This is a genomic window from Streptomyces cavernae (assembly GCF_004023625.1).
Taxonomy (GTDB): Bacteria; Actinomycetota; Actinomycetes; order Streptomycetales; family Streptomycetaceae; genus Streptomyces; species Streptomyces cavernae.
This window is the reverse complement of record NZ_RPDJ01000060.1, coordinates 1-16996: the sequence shown is the minus strand read 5'-3', so window position 1 is coordinate 16996 and position 16996 is coordinate 1. Positions and strand designations below refer to the sequence as shown.

Here is a 16996-nt window from a genome sequence, read left to right as displayed (position 1 = left end):
AGATCCGGATGAGAGCTGCGCACCGCGTGCGACCCATCCAGGGGTTTTCGCCCCACTCCGCCCCTTCCATCCCGTAGCTCGGGGACTGCCGCCCCCGGACCCCGCATCGGCCCGGACGGCTCGGCCGGCGCACGCCGGACGGGCAGGAACGGTTCCCCGCGGCCACCCGCACTCACCAGGCCCGCGTCGACCCCGAGCCCCTACCATCACCCATCACGGCAACACCTGCGCAGACCCCCCTCCCCGAGTCCCCGGGACGGCTAGGCTCGAGCCTTGTACGTCGTTTTCAGGGCGACGCTGGGGAGGTAGCGGGATGACGGAGGCCGGGCCCGGGCGGGCCGCCTCGGGGCCGCCGCTGTGGGAGCGGGACGCGGAACTCGAGGCGGTCGAGACCGCCATCGGCACCTTACGCACGGACAACGCGTCGGCAGGCACGCTGCTGGTGTTCAGCGGCGAGGCGGGCATCGGGAAGACGGCCCTGCTGGCCGAGGCCCGCCGCATCGCGGAGGAACAGGGCTGCACCGTCTGGTCCGCCCGCGGCGGCGAGGTCGTCACCTCCGTCCCCTTCAACGTCGTACGCCAGCTGCTGCAGCCGGCCCTGGTCTCCCTGATGCCCGAAGAGGCCCGCGAATACCTGGGCGACTGGTACGAGATCGCCGGCCCCGCCCTCGGCATCACCGACCCGGGCGGAACCCGGCCCGACCCCCAAGGCGTGTGCGACGGACTGGTAGCCGCGGTACGGCGGCTGGCCAAGCGCGAGTGGCCCCTCGTCCTGATCGTCGACGACGCCCACTGGGCCGACCAGGAGACCCTGCACTGGCTCGCCGAGTTCGCCGAGCGCCTCGACGACCTGCCGGTGCTCGTCGTGGTCGCCCACCGCCCCGGCGGCTTCGCCGACGAGAGCGCGCCCCACCTGCAGCGGATCACCGCCGCCGCCGACGACCGGACCACCCTGCGGGCCCTCACCCCGGAGGCGACCGCCGGGATCACCCGCGACACACTCGGGGAGCGCGCGGACGCACCGTTCTGCCGCGAGGTGTGGGCGGTCACCGGGGGCAACCCGTACGACACCGTGGAACTCCTCGCCAAGGTCCAGGACGGCGAGCTGGAGCCGGTCGAGTCCTCGGCGGCCGAACTGCGCGGTCTGAACCGCACCGCGCGCGGCCACGGCCTCGTCGCCCGGCTCCAGGAACTCGGCACCGACGCAACCCACCTCGCCTGCGCCGCCGCCATCCTCGGCAGCCGCATCTCCCTCGAACTCGCCGCGAAACTCGCCGGGTTGAGCGAGGCCACCGCGGCCCGCTGCGCCGAACTGCTGTGCCACGCCCGCATCCTGACCGAGTCGGATCCCATGGGCCCCATGGACCCGCTGGACGGCCCGACCGGCGCCGTCGGCCTGACCGTGGCGGACCTGATGGACAACCAGGGCACCGTAACCACCCTGGAGTTCGTCCACCCACTGATCGCCGGCGCCGTCTACCGCTCCATCCCCGACGCCCTGCGCACCGCGATGCACGGGGTCGCCGCCACCCTCGTCACCGAATCAGGGCGGGGTGCCGCCGCGGCCTCCCGGCATCTGCTCCAGGTCATCCCGGACGACGACCCCGAACTCGTCGAGCAGTTGCGCGAGGCGGCCCGCGAGCACCTCGCCGTCGGCGCACCCGACGCGGCCCGGCGCTGTCTGGAGCGTGCCCTGCTGGAGCCGCCGCTGCCCGAGGTCCACGCGCGCGTGCTCTACGAACTGGGCTGCGCCACACTGCTCACCTCACCCGCGACCACCATTCGCCACCTCCAGGAGGCCCTGACCATCCACGGCCTGGAGAACGAACTGCGGGTGGACGCGGTCTGCCGGCTCTCCCAGGCCCTGGTCCACAACGACCAGATGGAGGAGGCCGTCCGCACGGTCGACGCGGAGGCCGCCCGGCAGCCTCCCGGGCCCGCGCGGATGCGGCTGCAGGCCATGCACTACATGTGGGAGGGCATCCACGAGGCGGAGGAGGACGCCCCCGGCCGCTCACGCGACCTCGCCGAACTGGTCAGGACGCTCACCGGGCGGGACAACGCCGAGCGCGTCCTGTTCATCCTGCGCGCCTTCGACGCCATGATGCGCGGTGAGAACGCGGAGGAGGTCGTCGAACTCTGCGACCGCGCACTGGTCAACGGCCGGCTCGCGCCCGGCCTCGGCTGGACCGACACCGAGTGGGGCTCGGACGTGCTGATGATGCTCGGCACGTCGTACGCGGTCGCGGACCGGCTCGACCGGGCCGAGAGCCTGTTCACCGAGGCCCTGCGCGTGTTCGAGTCCGCCGGCTGGAGCGGCGGCCACCTGGCGCTGGCCCGGATGTTCCTCGGCTATGTGCACCGCAGACGCGGGCGGCTCACGGAAGCCGAACAGTATCTGAGGGAGGCGTTGCGGCTCGCCGACCGTATCGGGCAGGGCCTGCCCCTTCAGTGGGACGCGGCCTGCATGCTCATCGACACCCTGCTGGCCCGCGGCCATGTCCACGCGGCCGAGGAGATCGCGGAACGATACAGCTTCGGGCCGCCCTACCCGGCCGCCATAGTGGTGCCGGAGGCCCACTCCGTACGCGGCCGGCTGCTGCTCGCCGCCGGCCGTGTCGAGGAGGGCGTCAACGAACTGGAGGCGGCCGAGAAGGCCACCGCCGCGCGGGGCCGCCACAACACCGTGATGGCGCCCTGGGCGGGTGACCTGGCCCGGATACTGGCGCACGAGGACCCCCGCCGCGCCGCCGAACTGGCCACCGAGGCCCGCGTCCAGGCCGAACGCTTCGGTACGGACACGGCCATAGGAGAAGCACTCCGCGTGGCCGCCGCACTGGCCACGGGTCAACGCGCGGTGTCTCTCGCCGCCCAGGCCGTCGCCTATCTCGAGGCGTCACCCTGCGCCTATGAACACGCGGCGGCCCGCGTCGAGTACGGCATCGCAGCCCGCTCGGCCGCCGAACTCCGCCGCGGCCTGACCCTCGCCCGTTCCTGCGGCGCGGACGCAGTGGCGGCCAAGGCGGAAGAGGCGCTGAAGACGATACGGGACTGACGGGGTGCCGGTGAGAGCCTGTGTCCGAACCCGGCCGGTGCATCAGACACGACAAGACACAGGCTCCACGTCCGCGACCGGCAGGTCACCCGGCCGCATCGTCCTCCTCCGCCAGCACCCGCTGCGCCACCGCGAACGCCGAGTTGGCCGCCGGCACCCCGCAGTACACCGCGGTCTGCAGCAGCACCGCGCCGATCTCCTCCGGGGTGAGCCCGTTGCGCCGGGCGGCGCGGATGTGCATCGCCAACTCGTCGTAGTGCCCGTGCGCCACCAGCGCCGTCAACGTGATCATGCTGCGTTCGCGGCGGGCCAGCGTCGGGTCCGTCCAGATCTCACCCCACGCATAGCGGGAGATGAAGTCCTGGAACCGGGCGGTGAAGGGAGTCTGACGGGCCTGGGCCCGGTCCACGTGCTCGTCGCCGAGCACCTGTCTGCGCACTTCCATGCCCCGCTTGGCGCCTGAGGAGAAGTGGCCGCGCAGAGCGGTCAGCACGGCCTCCGGGCATTCGGCGACGGCGAGGTGCGAGGCTCCCGGGATCTCGACCAGTGCCGCGGCCGGTACCGCGTCCGCTATTTCCCGCAGATGGGCCGGCGGTGTCGCGGGGTCCTCCCGGCCGGCGACGAGCAGCGTGGGGACGGCGATCTCGGACAGCCGGTCGCGTATGTCGAACGCGCCGAGGGCGTCGCAGCAGGCCGCGTACCCCTCCGGGTCGGCCTCCCGGTGGTCGGCCACCAGCTCCGGCACGGTGAACCCGGGAGTGAACCAGCGGGCGTTCGCGGTGCCGGCCACCTCGGCCAGCCCTGCCCCGCGGACCATTGCCGCACGCTCCTCCCACATCTTGGAGCCGTTGAAGTGGGACGACGAGCACAGGACCGCCAGGGACTCGACCCGCTCCGGATGGTCCACGGCCAGCTGCAGACCCACGGCGCCTCCGAGCGAGACACCCGCGTACGAGAAGCGCTCGAGGCCCAGCGAGTCCGCGAGCGCCAGCACGAGCCCGGCCAGGTCGGCGACGGTCGCGCCGGGCCCGATGAGCTCCGCGGGCGATTCGCCATGGCCGGGCAGGTCCCAGCGGACCACCCGGTGCGTGATGGACAGCTCGGGTGCGAGGGCGTCCCACAGCCGCAGGGAGGTGCCCAGCGAAGGGCCCAGGATCAGTGGGGGCGCGGTGACGGGGCCCTCGGCGCGGTGGTTCAGCAGCTTCTCGGTCAACGTCGCTCCAGGGCACGGTCGGTGAGGGCACCGGCGGAGCCGGTGTAGTGGGCGGGGTCGGTGAGCCCCTCGAGATCGACGTCCTTCAACTCGGGTTCTCCGGCCAGGAGTTCGGACAGGGGCAGACCCTCGTCGTAGGCGCGCCTGGCCAGGTCCGTCAGCAGTTCCTTGGCACGGGCCCGGCCGAGCAGCGGCGCCAGCTCGGCCGACAGCCGCTCGGAGACGATCAGCCCATGGGTCAGCCGGAGGTGACGAGCCATCACATCGGCGTGCACCCGAAGCCCCTCCACCAGCGCCGCGGCGTCACGGGCGGCACCGCCGGTCAGCCGGAGCAGGTCGCGCAGCGGCTCCCACTCGGCGTGCCAGGCCCCGGCCGGCCGCTCGTCCTCGGCGGCGGGCGAGGAGTACAGCGTGGCCGCGAGCTGCGGCGCGCGCCGGGCCGCGGCGGCGATCAGCGTGGAGCGCACCGGGTTGGCTTTGTGGGGCATCGCGGAGGAGCCGCCGCCGCTGCCCTCCGCCAGCTCGGCGATCTCCGTACGGGTCAGCACCAGCACGTCCGCGGCGATCTTGGCCAGCGCCCCGGTCGTGAAGGCCAGGCAGCCGGCGAGGTCGGCGATCGGCGTCCGCAGGGTGTGCCAGGGCAACAGCGGTTCCTGGAGCCCGAGTTCACGGGCGTACGCGGCCGGCAGCGCCAGCGGGTCGTCCGCACCGTACGCCGTGAACGCCGCCAACGTGCCTGCGGCGCCGCCGAGTTGGACGGGAAGAGCGTCCCGTACGGCCGTGACGCGGTCCCGTGCGTCCAGCACCAGTGACCGCCAGCCCGCCGCCTTCAGGCCGAAGGTCGTCGGCACCGCGTGCTGGGTGAGCGTCCGGCCGGGCATCACCGTGTCCCGGTGCCGCGCGGCCAGCCCGGCGAGCGCGTGCTGCGTACGCTCCAGGTCCGCCAGGACCAGGCCGAGCGTGCGCGCGGCGACCAGCATCGTCGCCGTGTCCATGATGTCCTGACTGGTGGCGCCCCGGTGCACATAGGGCCCGAACTCCGCGCCGACCGCCTTCGTCAGATCCGCGACCAGCGGGATCACCGGGTTCCCGCCACTTCGCGCCCGCACCGCGAGGTCCCGGACGTCGAAACGTTCGGGAACGGCCGCCGAGGTCACCGCCGTCGCCGCTTCGGCCGGTGCCAGTCCCAGCGCGGACTGCGCACGCGTCAGCGCGGCCTCCGCGTCGAGCAGCGCCCGCAGGAAGGCACCGTCACCGGTGGCGGACTCGGCGGGGGAGCCGGCCCGCCCGGGGGCGAGCAGACCGGCGTCCACACCGTCGGAAGCGGCAGAAGTCACTGGAACTCCAGGAAGACCGTCTCGCCTTCGCCCTGAAGGCGGATGTCGAAACGGTACGTCCGGCCCGGTCCCTCGGCCGCGATCAGCGTGGCCCGGCGTTCCGCGGGCAGCGCGTCGAGCAGCGTGTCCGCCCCGTCCGCCAGATAGGCCCGGGTGAACAGGTGGTGCAGCAGACCCCGGGCGAAGACGCACACGCTGAGGTACGGCAGTCCCGCGTTCCCCGGCGGCAGCGTGCGCAGGGCGTAGTGTCCGTCGGCGTCCGTGGGGACACGTCCGAAACCGGTGAAGTCGGTGCCGTTGCGGCCCAGATGGCCGCCGGTCACCGGGTCACGGCGGAGCGAGCCGGGAGCGCCCCGCAGGGAGCCGTCGGGGGCCGCCTGCCAGAACTCCAGGAGGGCGTCCGGGATCGGCTTGCCCTCGCCGTCGAGTACGTACCCGTGCAGGGTGATTGTGTCGGGATGGCCCGCGGGCGCTATCTGCTCGCCGTCGGGGAACGGGAGCGCGTACCCGTAGAAGGGGCCGACGGTGTGGGACGGGGTGGGGAGAAGCGTCTCGCTCATCAGGACTTAGCGGCCTTCCTCGATCCAGGTGGCGGAGGGACCGTCGAGGACGATGTCCCACTCGTAGCCGAGGGAGAACTCGGGCTGGGAGAGGTCGTGGTTGTAGGTGGCGACGAGGCGGTCCCGGGCGGCCTGGTCGGTCACCGAGCGCAGGATCGGGTCGTACGGGAACAGCGGGTCGCCCGGGAAGTACATCTGGGTGATCAGCCGCTGGGTGAACGCCGTGCCGAAGACGGAGAAGTGGATGTGCGCCGGGCGCCAGGCGTTGGTGTGGTTGCGCCACGGGTACGCGCCCGGCTTGATCGTGGTGAATATGTACCGGCCCTGATCGTCCGTAAGGGTCCGGCCGACGCCGGTGAAGTTGGGGTCGAGCGGTGCCGGGTGCTGGTCGCGCAGGTGCGCGTACCGGCCGGAGGCGTTGGCCTGCCAGATCTCGACGAGCTGGCCCCGCACGGGACGGCCGCCGCTGTCCAGCAGCCGGCCCCTGACGGTGATGCGCTCACCGAGCGGCTCGCCCTGGTGCTGGATGGTGAGGTTGTTGTCGATCTCGGTGATGTCGGTGACGCCGAAGACGGGACCGGACAGCTCGACCGTCTCCGGGTCGCCGCCGTTCACCGCGACCAGCGGCTGCTTGGGGTGCCGCAGCACGGAGCTGCGGTAGGGGGCGTAGTCGCGCGAGGGGTGGTTGAGTACCGGCGCACCACCGGCGACGGCCTTGTCGTAGGCGTTCTGGAGGTCGTTGATCTCCAGGTCGATGTCCGACTGCGTGAGAGCCATGAGGATTCCTGACCTTTAGCGTTCGAGGACGAGGGCGAGGCCCTGGCCCACACCGATGCAGAGGGTGGCGACGCCGACCCCGGAGCCGCGGCGCGCCAGCTGGTGGGCGACGGTGCCGGCCAGCCGGGCGCCCGAGGCGCCGAGCGGGTGGCCCAGCGCGATCGCGCCGCCCTGCGGGTTGAGGACCGCCGGGTCGAACTCGGGCCACTCGGCGACACAGCCCAGCACCTGGGCGGCGAAGGCCTCGTTCAGCTCCAGCGTGGTGAGGTCGGCGAAGGTCTTCCCGGCCCTGGCGAGGGCGCGGTTGGTCGCCTCCACCGGGGCGAGGCCGAAGTAGTGCGGTTCGATCGCGGACACGCCGGTGGCGGAGATCCGGGCGAGCGGTTCCCGGCCGGTGGCGCGCAGGCCCTCCTCGTCGACGAGCAGCAGCGCGGCGGCACCGTCGTTCAGGGGTGAGGCGTTGCCCGCGGTGACTGTACCGCCCTCCTTGCGGAAGGACGGCTTGAGCTTCGCCATCGCCTCCAGCGACGCGTCGGGCCGTACGCATTCGTCGGCGGCGAAGACGACGGGCTCGCCCTTGCGTTGCGGGATACTCACCGGCGCCAACTCCGCGTCGAACAGCCCGGCTTGCTGCGCGGCGGCCGCCTTCCGGTGCGAGGCGAGCGCGAACTCGTCCTGCTGCTCACGGCTGATCTTGTGCTTGTCGGCGATGAGTTCCGCGGACTCGCCGAGCGGGATCGTCCACTGCGGGTCCATCCTCGGGTTGACCATGCGCCAGCCCAGCGTGGTCGAGTACAGCTCGGTGTGCCCGGCCGGGAACGGCCTGTCGTTCTTGGGCAGCACATATGGCGCGCGGGTCATGGACTCGACGCCCCCGGCGAGCGCGACCGAGGCGTCGCCGACCGCGATCGCGCGGGCGGCCTGGATCACGGCCTCCAGACCGGATGCGCACAGCCGGTTGACGGTCACCCCGGGGACGGAGGTGGGCAGCCCGGCGAGCAGCGCCGCCATCCGGCCGACGTTGCGGTTCTCCTCACCGGCGCCGTTGGCGTTGCCGAAGTACACGTCCTCGATCCGCGCCGGGTCCAGCTCGGGTGTGCGAGCGAGGAGTTCGCGGATGGCGTGGGCGGCGAGGTCGTCCGGGCGGACGCCCGCGAGGCCACCGTTGTAGCGGCCGACCGGGGTGCGGACGGCGTCGACGACGTAGACGGTCTTCACTGCACACCCTCCGCGACGGTCACCTTGGCATCGGTCTTGTCCACGATCTCCTCCACGGTGATGCCCGGCGCGGTCTCCACCAGCACCAGTCCGTCGTCGGTGACGTCGAGTACGCCGAGGTCGGTGATGATCCGGTTCACACAATGCTTGCCGGTGAGGGGCAGCGCGCACTCCTCGAGGATCTTCGGACTGCCGTCCTTGGCGGTGTGGGTCATCACCACGATGACCGTGCGTGCGCCGTGAACGAGGTCCATCGCCCCGCCGATGCCGGTGATCAGCTTCCCGGGGATGGCCCAGTTGGCGAGGTCACCGCCGGCGGAGACCTGCATCGCGCCCAGCACGGCGACGTCGATGTGCCCGCCGCGGATCATCGAGAAGGACAGTGCGGAGTCGAAGAACGAGGCGCCCGGCAGGACGGTGACGGTCTCCTTGCCGGCGTTGATCAGGTCCGGGTCGACGGCGTCCTCGGTCGGGTAGGGGCCGGTGCCGAGGATGCCGTTCTCCGACTCCAGGATCACCTCCACGCCCTCCGGGAGATAGTTCGGGATCAGCGTCGGCAGACCGATGCCGAGGTTGACGTACTGGCCGTCCTGAAGCTCACGGGCCGCCCGGGCCGCCATCTGTTCACGCGTCCAGGCCATCAGCTGCTCACCGTCCGCTGCTCGATCTTCTTGTCGGCCGCCTGCTCGGGGGTCAGGGTCACCACTCGCTGGACGAAGATGCCCGGCAGATGCACCGCGTCCGGGTCCAGCTCGCCGGGCTCGACCAGCTCCTCCACCTCGGCGACGGTGATCCGCCCGGCCATCGCGGCCAGCGGGTTGAAGTTCCGCGAGGACTTGTTGAAGACCAGGTTGCCGTGCCGGTCGCCCTTCGCCGCCCGGACGAGGGCGAAGTCGGTGCGGATGCCGCGCTCCAGCACGTACTCGGTGCCGTCGAACTCCCGCACCTCCTTCGGCGGTGAGGCCAGCGCGACCCCGCCCTGGCCGTCGTAGCGCCAGGGCAGACCGCCGTCGGCGACCTGGGTGCCCACTCCGGCGGGGGTGTAGAAGGCGGGGATGCCGGCGCCGCCGGCCCGCAGCCGCTCGGCCAGCGTGCCCTGGGGGATCATCTCCACCTCCAGTTCCCCGGCCAGGTACTGCCGGGCGAATTCCTTGTTCGCCCCGATGTACGACCCGGTCACCCGCGCGATCCGCCCGGCGGCGAGCAGCACGGCGAGCCCGGAGTCCATCGCCCCGCAGTTGTTGGAGACCACGCTGAGCCCGGTCACTCCGCGCTCGTACAGCGCCTGGATCACCACATTCGGCACACCGCTCAACCCGAACCCGCCGACCGCCAGCGACGCGCCGTCGGGCACATCGGCGACCGCCTCAGCGGCTGTGGGCACCACCTTGTCCATCGGCCCAGCCCCATCTCTTCCAAACGCCCAGTGCCTCACTTAGTCAGGGCACTGATTAATCTCCCCGAGGTTTCCTCAAGCTGCCATTCCGGGACCCTCCCGTCAAGGCCCCCGATCAGCGCCTTCGGGAAGTCGACCAGGTCAGAGACGGATTGATATGCCTGGCGTTATTGTTCAGTACACAGAACGAATCAATCAAGGAACGCCCAGGCATGAGGAGCGCACATGGCCGCGGTGGATCTGACCACCCATCCCGGGCACCTGGCCCGGAGGCTCCAGCAGGCGCACTACCTGCTGTGGAACACGATGGTTTCCGAGGAGATCACCTCACCGCAGTTCGCGGTCCTGAACACGCTCGCCGACGAACCGGGCCTCGACCAGCGCACGGTGGGGGAGCGGGTGGGCCTCGACCGCTCCACCATCGCCGAGGTCATCAGCCGGCTCACCCGCCGCGGGCTGCTGGACAAGGTCCGCGACCCGCAGGACGGCCGCCGCTTCCTGCTGCGGCTCACGGACGACGGGGAACGCACGCACCGCAAGCTGACCGTGCGCACGGCCCGGATGAACCAGGTCTTCCTCGCCCCCCTCTCCGCCGACGAGCAGACCCTGTTCTTCGAACTGATCCAGCGCGTGGCGGACGCGGCGGAAGGGCTCCGCAACCCGGCGGAAGTGGTCGGCACCGAGCGCTGAGGCGCCGCCGGCCCGGCAGGCCGGAAGGCGTCAGGCCCCCTTCTTCCGCGGCTTGGGCTCCCGCGTCCCCTCCCGTGCTTCGTTCCCGTCCGCCCGAACCGGCACTTGCGTGCCCGATCCGGCGATCGGTGCCAGCCGGTCGGCCGCGCCCTCGACCAGTTCCAGGTCGGCCCTGGTGTGGGCGATGGCCGCGTCGATGAGGAGGGCCACCAGCGGATCGCCGGTGTGGGAGCGCCGCAGCCGGGTCAGGCCGGCCAGTTCCGAAAGGTAGGCCTGGCGCTGCGCCGTCACAAAGCTGCTCAGCGCGTCCGTGCCGAGGGCCGAGGCACCGAACAGCTTGAGGAACAACTCGTCGCGGAAACCGCCCGTGCGCACCCATGCGCTGGTGGCCCACTCCCGCAGTTCCTCCCGCCCGGCCGCGGTCAGCTCGTACAGGGTCTTGTCGGGGCGGTCCGACTGCGCCACCAGTGACTTTGTGACATAGCCGTCGCGGACCAGACGGTCCAGGATCTGGTAGAGGTGGCCGATGTTGAGGCCGCCCCACTGCGGGCCCACGGCCTCCTCGAAACGGCCCTTGAGCTCGTAACCATGATCGGGTCCCTCGGTCAGCAACGCCAGCACGGCGTGATGCAGCGGCATTTTGCACCTCCCCTGAATTGTGACAATGTACCGCTGCATTGTGGCAATGCAGGAAGGCGGAACGCACATGGGCGTGAGACTGCGGGGCGTGACCCGCCGGTATCCGGGGCTGACCGCCCTGGACGCCGTGAACCTGGAGATACGGGACGGTGAGGCCGTCGCGATCACCGGGCCGTCGGGCTCGGGGAAGTCCACCGTGCTGCACTTGATCGGTGGGATGGACCGGCCGGACGAGGGAGCCGTCGAGATCGACGGTGAGGAACTCACGCCTCGCCGGCTGGACGACCACCGTCGCCGGGTCGGGTTCGTCTTCCAGCGCTTCCATCTGCTGCCCGCGCTGACCGTGCTGGACAACGTGATGGCACCGGTGCTGCCCCGCCGGGTGGACTTCGACCGGCGGGCCCGCGCGATGGAGCTGCTGGAGGCGGTCGGTCTGGGCGAACGCGGCGACGCGCTGCCGTCCGAGCTCTCCGGTGGCCAGCAGCAGCGGGTGGCGATCTCCCGGGCGCTGATCAACCGGCCCGGGCTGCTGCTGGCGGACGAGCCGACCGGCAACCTCGACAGCGCGACCGGGCGGGAGATCATCGATCTGCTGCTGTCGCTGCGCGAGCGGTACGGGATGACGATGGTGCTCACCACCCATGACCCGGAGGTGGCCGTCGCCTGCGACCGGATCGTGCGGCTGCACGACGGCTGGATCGTCACCGACGAACGCGTGGCACCGGCCCCCGACGTGCTCGACCGGCTCGGGGGTCTGCGTCCGTGATCGCCATGATCCTCTCCCAGCTGCGCAGACGCCGTTCCCGCGCCCTCGCGCTGGCCTCGGGCATCCTGGTCGCCGCCACCAGCTTCACCCTGCTCACCTCGACGGTGACCACCAGCCAGGCACGGACCACCGGGATCGTCGAGGACAGTGCCCGCTCCGCGTACGACATCCTGGTCCGGCCGCCCGGCACCCAGACCGAGGTCGAACGGGAACGCGGCCTGGTCGAGCCCAACTTCCTGTCGGGGATCTTCGGCGGCATCAGCCTCGACCAGTACCGGCGCATCAAGTCCCTCTCCGGAGTCGAGACCGCCGCGCCCGTTGCCAACATCGGCTACCTGATGGTGGACGGCACGGTCAGGATCGATGTGTCGAAGTTCCGCGACAGCGAGGCACCGGCCCAACTGCTGCGCCTCACACCGAAGCTGCAGGCCGGCCTGGGCAGCTACCCGGTCGCCGACCAGTACGTCTACCTCACCCGCAACCCGATCGTCATGGACGACTATCTGGAGAACGAGAAGGCGGGCGGCAAGAAGTACGCGGTGTGCTGGTTCTACAACTATGACAAGAGCGGGGCGAAGACCGACTTCTTGGGCGAGAAGCTGCCCCAGCCCATGTTCGACTGGAACGACGACCCGGAGTCGGTGTTCTCCCTCGACGCCCGCTCGACCATGACCTGCGTACCGGGGAACGGGAAGGCCACGGCCCAGGTGCCGGTCTCCTTCCCGGTACTGCTGTCGGCGATCGACCCGGCCGCGGAGGACCAACTCGTGGGGCTGAGCGACACGGTCACCTCCGGCCGGATGCTCACCGCCAAGGACCGGCCCGTCTGGGCCGCCGCCGAATGGGATCAGGGTCCGGTCGAGGAAGAACGGCAGCACGACTACAACGTCCCGGTCATGCTCAGCAGCCGCGCCCTGACCGCAGGCACCCTGAGCGCCGGCGTCGAGCGGCTGGACGTCGGCGATCCGAAGGCCCTGCCCGGCAAGTTGAGCAGGCCGAGCGCCCACGATTTCGTCAACGGCCTGCGGGGCACCGCCGTCGGAACGGTCACCGCCGACCTCGCCACAGCCTTCCGGTCCATAACCGACGGCGGACGGGGCTTCGACGTGGTGAACTACTGGACGGTCGGACCGGTCGGCTACCGCAGCACCGAGGAGGGCCTGGTCGCGCAGACACGGCCCGCCCAGCCGCCCAGCATCTGGGAGGACAACTACTTCGAAAAAACGCAGAGGTACATCCCCGAGGAGAACGCGGGCACCCAGTTCCGTAAGGTCACCGGTCATGCCTCCACCGTGTGCGGGTCGTTCAAGACCTGCGACCGCGAAGACTCCGGACGCCGCCCGGATCCGGTGATCCGCGTCGTCGGCCGCTACGACCCCGCCAAGCTGCGCGGTTTCTCCGCACTGTCCCGGGTCCCGCTGGAGACCTACCAGCCCCCGCAGGTCACCGGCGCGGACGCGCGCTCCCGGAAGGCCCTGCGCAACCAGCCCCTGCGGCCCGACCGCAACCTCGGCGGCTACCTCAGCCCGCCGCCCACCCTGCTCACCACGATCGACTCGATCTCCGCCTTCACCCACAGCCGCAGAAAGTCCCCGGCGCACGAGAAGGAACCGGTCAGCGCCATCCGCATCCGCGTCGAGGGCGTCACCGGTGTCGACCCCACCTCGCGGGCCCGGGTCAACTCCGTGGCCGGTCAGATCCGCGCCGCCTACCCGAAGCTGCAGGTCGACGTCACCGTCGGCAGCTCACCCGCACCGCAGACCATCGTGCTGCCCTCGGACATCAAGGTCACCGAGCGCTGGGTCGCCAAGGGCGTGGCGCTGCGGATCCTGCAGGCCGTCGACACCAAGAGCGCGGTGCTCTTCGTCCTGGTCCTGGTGGTCTGCGGACTCTTCCTCGCCCAGGCCGCACTGGCCTCCGTACGGTCGCGCCGCACCGAGATCGGCACACTGCGCTGCGTCGGGTGGAGCACATCGGAGATCCTGCGCCTGATCCTCGGTGAGCTGGCGGTCATCGGCCTCGGCGCGGGTGCCCTGGGCGCAGTCCTCGCCTACGGACTGGGGACGCTGCTCGGCCTGCCCGGATCGGGGGTGAAGGCAGCCCTGGTGCTGCCCGTCGCGTTGCTGCTGGCGCTCGGCGCGGGCCTGCTGCCCGCCTGGCGGGCCACCCGGGTGCGGCCGCTGGACGCGGTCACACCCGCGGTGACCGCCACCCGCCGGGCGGTCGCCGTCCGCTCCGTCCCCGGCCTCGCCATCCGCAATCTGCTGCGCACCCGCGGCCGGACCGTGCTCGGCGCGGCCGGTCTGGCGCTCGGGGTGGCGGCCTTCACCGTGCTGCTGTGCCTCACCCTCGCCTTCCGCGGCGAGGTGGCCGGCTCGCTGCTCGGCAACGCCGTCGTCGCCCACGCCCGCACGGCCGACTATGTGAGCGTCGCCCTGTCGCTGCTGCTCGGCGCGGCCGGAGCGGTCGACGTGCTGGTCCTCTCCCAACGCGAGCGGGCCGCCGACCTGGCCGTCCTGCGCGCCACCGGATGGTCCAACCGCGAACTCGCGCGGCTCACCCTCTACGAGGGCGCCGGGCTCGCGCTGCTGGGCGGCCTCACCGGCGCCGCCGCCGGCCTCGCGACCGTACTGGCGCTCGGGCAGGGGGTACTGGCGGGGCGGTTGCCGATGGTGGCCGGCGCGGCACTGCTGGCGACGCTGGCCGCAGTCGGGCTGGTGTGTGGGGTCCTGTCCGTGCCCAACCGGGCCATGTCCCGTATCGCCCCGGCCCATCTGCTGGCGGCCGACTGAAGACTGGACCGAAGACCGACAAGGGCGGCTCGCCCGGCCGGACCACCGGCACTCAGCGGGCCGCCACCAGCAGCACCCACACCTGACCGCGCGCGAAGTTCACCGTCTTCCCGTCCGCGGTGGTGAACTCCGTGCCGTCCTGTGCCGCCCCGCGCTCCCACCGGACACGGTGGACCCGCCCGTCGCGCAGGACGTCCGCCTTCCCCGAGCCCACGGTCTCCGTGTACGGCGAGTTGTTGCCGCGCACATCGTGGAACCGGGACTCGCGCACCCGTACGTATTGGACGACTACGGTCGCCGGTGCCAGGGTCTTCCCGTCCGTCGTCCGGTCGGGTGTGCCGTCCATCGCCACCTGCCAGCTCTGCCGCTGCTCGGACCAGGTGAAGGTGAAGCGGGCCGCGGGGAAGCGCACGGTGCGGCTGTTCTGCGGGGTGCCGCCCTCGGGCGCCGCGCCGAAGCGGAAGCCGGTCTGCGCCAGGGCGGGCCCGCCGCCCACGGACTCCATCACCTTCGCCGGCCGCAGATAGAGGTTGTGCGGCGCGGGCCGGTCCTCGCCCCGGAAGTAGGCGCCCGACGCCTTGCCGGGCGGCACCGCGCGCAACGGCTCCCGGTCGATCAGCGGCAGCAGCTTGCCCTGCGCCCCGGAGAACGCCAGCGTCGGTTCGTCGAACTGGCGCAGCAGCTCCAGGTCCGTCTCACGGGCACTGCGCACCGGCCCGACCACCTCGGGGAGCCTGGTGGCGTACACCGCCATCAGCCGGCTCAGGCCGCCCTCCACCTGCTCCACATAGACGATGTCCGCCGCGCCGATGCCGGTCTGCGGCCGGGCCGCGGACACGTTGTCGATCTTCACGGCGAGGACGGGACCGGTGGGCTCCCCGGTGCTCTGCCGGGTCTCCTCGCGTCCGGTGTCCGTTCCCTCGCCGTCCCCCGTGGTGCAGCCCGCGACCAGAGCGGTCAGCAGTACCGCCGTGAGCGCGCCGTGTCGCAACCGCTTCACAACCATCGCGCCGCACCTCTCGATCGTCTGTTCGCGGACCCATCCGGGTGATACCCGCTCGGCACACGGAAACAGACAGGCCACCCGGGCCACCAGCCGTCCCTCAAGTGATTCGCCCGCCTACCCACGGGTACCCGGGCGCCGCACATGACCGGTCGAGACGGAGGGAGTGGCGCACGATGAAGGCCGTGACATGGCAGGGCAAGAGGGACGTCCGCGTGGAGAACGTGCCCGATCCGAAGATCCAGGAGCCCACCGACGCCGTCATCCGCGTCACCTCCAGCGGGCTGTGCGGCTCCGACCTGCATCTGTACGAGGTGCTCACACCGTTCATGACCCCCGGCGACATACTCGGCCACGAACCCATGGGCATCGTCGAGGAGGTCGGCTCCGAGGTGCCGAACCTCCGGCCCGGAGACCGGGTCGTGGTGCCGTTCCAGATCGCGTGCGGCCACTGCTGGATGTGCTCGGCCGGACTGCCCACGCAGTGCGAGACCACCCAGGTCACCGGCGAGGGCATGGGTGCGGCCCTGTTCGGCTACACCCGGCTGTATGGGGCCGTGCCGGGCGCCCAGGCCGAGTATCTGCGCGTCCCGCAGGCCCAGTTCGGACCGATCAAGGTGCCGGAGGGGCCGCCCGACGACCGGTTCGTCTATCTCTCCGACGTGCTGCCGACCGCCTGGCAGGCCGTCGAGTACGCGGCGATCCCTCCCGGCGGCACCGTCGCCGTCCTCGGGCTCGGTCCCATCGGCGACATGTCCTGCCGGATCGCCCGGGAACGCGGCGCAGAACGCGTCTTCGGCGTGGACCTCGTCCCGGAGCGGCTGCGCCGGGCGCGCGAGCGGGGCGTGGAGACGTACGACCTGCGGCACTTCGACAGCGAGAAGGAACTCGTCGCCGCCATCAAGGACGTGACCGACGGCCGCGGCCCCGACTCCGTCATCGACGCGGTCGGCACCGAGGCCCACGGCAGCCAGATCGCCCGGCTCGCGCAGACGGCGTCGTCGATGCTGCCCCGGGCCATCGGGGCGCGGCTCTCCGAACGCTTCAGCACCGACCGGCTCGCCGCGCTCCTCACAGCGATCGAGCTGGTACGGCGCGGCGGCACGATCTCGCTCTCCGGCGTGTACGGAGGCCAGGCGGACCCGCTGCCGATGCTCACCATGTTCGACAAGCAGATCCAGCTGCGCATGGGGCAGGCCAACGTCCGCCGCTGGAGCGCGGACATCCTGCCGCTGCTGACCGACGAGGACACCCTGGGCGTGGACGGCTTCGCCACCCACCGGTTGCCGCTCACCGAGGCACCGCAGGCGTACGAGATGTTCCAGCAGAAACGGGACGGCGCGGTGAAGATCCTGATGGAGCCGGGTGTGCGCTGATCGGCCACGCCGGGTTCCTCTGACCCCCGCCACATCACTGCCGGGGGCCCCGGGTCCCGCCACATCACTGCCGGGGGCCCCGGGTCCCGCCACATCACTGCCGGGGGCCCCGGGTCCCGCCACCTCACTGCCGGGGGCCCCGGGTCCCGCCACATCACTGCCGCGAGTCCCGGG

General features: G+C 71.7%; 14 protein-coding genes. 5 read left to right on the top strand and 9 right to left on the bottom strand.

Annotated features, from left to right (window positions below; genetic code table 11):
- Positions 1 to 313: 313 nt before the first annotated feature.
- Positions 314 to 3055 carry an ATP-binding protein gene (locus EF387_RS42780; RefSeq protein WP_128382005.1) on the top strand — a complete coding sequence of 914 codons (2742 nt, stop codon included), beginning with the start codon at positions 314 to 316 and terminating at the stop codon, positions 3053 to 3055.
- Positions 3056 to 3140: 85 nt separating this feature from the next.
- On the opposite strand, the gene pcaDC is transcribed toward EF387_RS42780, so the two are convergent.
- Genes pcaDC through EF387_RS42745 form a run of 7 tightly spaced genes read right to left on the bottom strand, consistent with a single transcriptional unit; the run spans position 3141 to position 9556 of the window.
- Positions 3141 to 4268 (bottom strand): bifunctional 3-oxoadipate enol-lactonase/4-carboxymuconolactone decarboxylase PcaDC, encoded by a 1128-nt coding sequence (pcaDC, locus tag EF387_RS42775; protein WP_128382004.1) that lies wholly within the window; start codon positions 4266 to 4268, stop codon positions 3141 to 3143.
- Positions 4265 to 5605: a 3-carboxy-cis,cis-muconate cycloisomerase gene (gene pcaB, locus EF387_RS42770; RefSeq protein WP_128382003.1), complete on the bottom strand. Its 1341-nt coding sequence runs from the start codon at positions 5603 to 5605 to the stop codon at positions 4265 to 4267. Before pcaB ends, pcaDC begins: the two co-directional genes overlap by 4 nt.
- The gene (pcaG, locus tag EF387_RS42765; protein WP_128382002.1) at positions 5602 to 6165 is read right to left on the bottom strand and encodes a protocatechuate 3,4-dioxygenase subunit alpha; all 564 of its coding nucleotides are present in this window, start codon (positions 6163 to 6165) and stop codon (positions 5602 to 5604) included. The genes pcaB and pcaG overlap by 4 nt, the downstream gene beginning before the upstream one ends.
- A gap of 6 nt (positions 6166 to 6171) precedes the next feature.
- On the bottom strand, positions 6172 to 6942 hold the full coding sequence (gene pcaH, locus EF387_RS42760; protein WP_128382001.1) for a protocatechuate 3,4-dioxygenase subunit beta: 771 nt from the start codon (positions 6940 to 6942) through the stop codon (positions 6172 to 6174).
- 15 nt (positions 6943 to 6957) lie between these two features.
- Positions 6958 to 8160, bottom strand: a complete 1203-nt coding sequence (locus EF387_RS42755) for a thiolase family protein (RefSeq protein WP_128382000.1) — start codon at positions 8158 to 8160, stop codon at positions 6958 to 6960.
- Positions 8157 to 8801, bottom strand: coding sequence for a CoA transferase subunit B (locus EF387_RS42750; protein WP_128381999.1), 645 nt, complete (start codon positions 8799 to 8801; stop codon positions 8157 to 8159). The genes EF387_RS42755 and EF387_RS42750 overlap by 4 nt, the downstream gene beginning before the upstream one ends.
- A complete protein-coding gene (locus EF387_RS42745) occupies positions 8801 to 9556 on the bottom strand; it encodes a CoA transferase subunit A (protein ID WP_128381998.1) in 756 nt (251 codons plus the stop codon). The genes EF387_RS42750 and EF387_RS42745 overlap by 1 nt, the downstream gene beginning before the upstream one ends.
- A gap of 225 nt (positions 9557 to 9781) precedes the next feature.
- Here EF387_RS42745 and EF387_RS42740 point away from each other — a divergent pair, with 225 nt between their 5' ends.
- Positions 9782 to 10246, top strand: a complete 465-nt coding sequence (locus tag EF387_RS42740; RefSeq protein WP_128381997.1) for a MarR family winged helix-turn-helix transcriptional regulator — start codon at positions 9782 to 9784, stop codon at positions 10244 to 10246.
- A 30-nt stretch (positions 10247 to 10276) separates the two neighbouring features.
- Here the strand turns inward: EF387_RS42740 and EF387_RS42735 are convergent, their stop codons facing one another.
- Positions 10277 to 10885: a PadR family transcriptional regulator gene (locus EF387_RS42735; protein WP_128381996.1), complete on the bottom strand. Its 609-nt coding sequence runs from the start codon at positions 10883 to 10885 to the stop codon at positions 10277 to 10279.
- Between the two features lie 67 nt (positions 10886 to 10952).
- Here EF387_RS42735 and EF387_RS42730 point away from each other — a divergent pair, with 67 nt between their 5' ends.
- Positions 10953 to 11651, top strand: a complete 699-nt coding sequence (locus EF387_RS42730) for an ABC transporter ATP-binding protein (protein WP_128381995.1) — start codon at positions 10953 to 10955, stop codon at positions 11649 to 11651.
- A 5-nt stretch (positions 11652 to 11656) separates the two neighbouring features.
- Positions 11657 to 14443, top strand: coding sequence for an FtsX-like permease family protein (locus tag EF387_RS42725; protein ID WP_128380523.1), 2787 nt, complete (start codon positions 11657 to 11659; stop codon positions 14441 to 14443).
- 52 nt (positions 14444 to 14495) lie between these two features.
- Here the strand turns inward: EF387_RS42725 and EF387_RS42720 are convergent, their stop codons facing one another.
- Complete coding sequence (locus tag EF387_RS42720; protein ID WP_202918453.1) at positions 14496 to 15449, bottom strand: DUF3048 domain-containing protein; 954 nt, start codon at positions 15447 to 15449, stop codon at positions 14496 to 14498.
- A 173-nt stretch (positions 15450 to 15622) separates the two neighbouring features.
- On the opposite strand from EF387_RS42720, the gene EF387_RS42715 reads away from it, so the two are divergent.
- Positions 15623 to 16822 (top strand): zinc-dependent alcohol dehydrogenase, encoded by a 1200-nt coding sequence (locus EF387_RS42715; protein ID WP_128380514.1) that lies wholly within the window; start codon positions 15623 to 15625, stop codon positions 16820 to 16822.
- Positions 16823 to 16996: the final 174 nt, after the last annotated feature.